Raw genomic sequence first — 226 nt, 5'->3', positions numbered from 1 at the left:
ATTAGCACAACATTTAGGAAATGTATCCAAAGCCTGTAAAGTAATGGGCTATTCCCGAGACCGTTTTTATCGATTCAAAGAACTGTATGAGCAAGGAGGTGAATTAGCATTACAGGAAATCTCCAGAAGAAAGCCAGTATTAAAGAATCGTGTAGATGAAGTTATTGAAAAGGCTGTTGTTGATATAGCCATTGAAAACCCTGCTTTGGGGCAGCTTAGAGTAAGT

General features: G+C 38.5%; 1 protein-coding gene. It reads left to right on the top strand.

Annotated features, from left to right (window positions below):
- A partial coding sequence (locus tag GNY06_RS06575) for a helix-turn-helix domain-containing protein (RefSeq protein ID WP_166519327.1) occupies positions 1 to 226 on the top strand: 226 nt, incomplete at both ends.

This window comes from Elizabethkingia argenteiflava, from assembly GCF_009904105.1.
GTDB lineage: Bacteria > Bacteroidota > Bacteroidia > Flavobacteriales > Weeksellaceae > Elizabethkingia > Elizabethkingia argenteiflava.
This window is presented reverse-complemented; position numbering and strand designations above follow the sequence as displayed.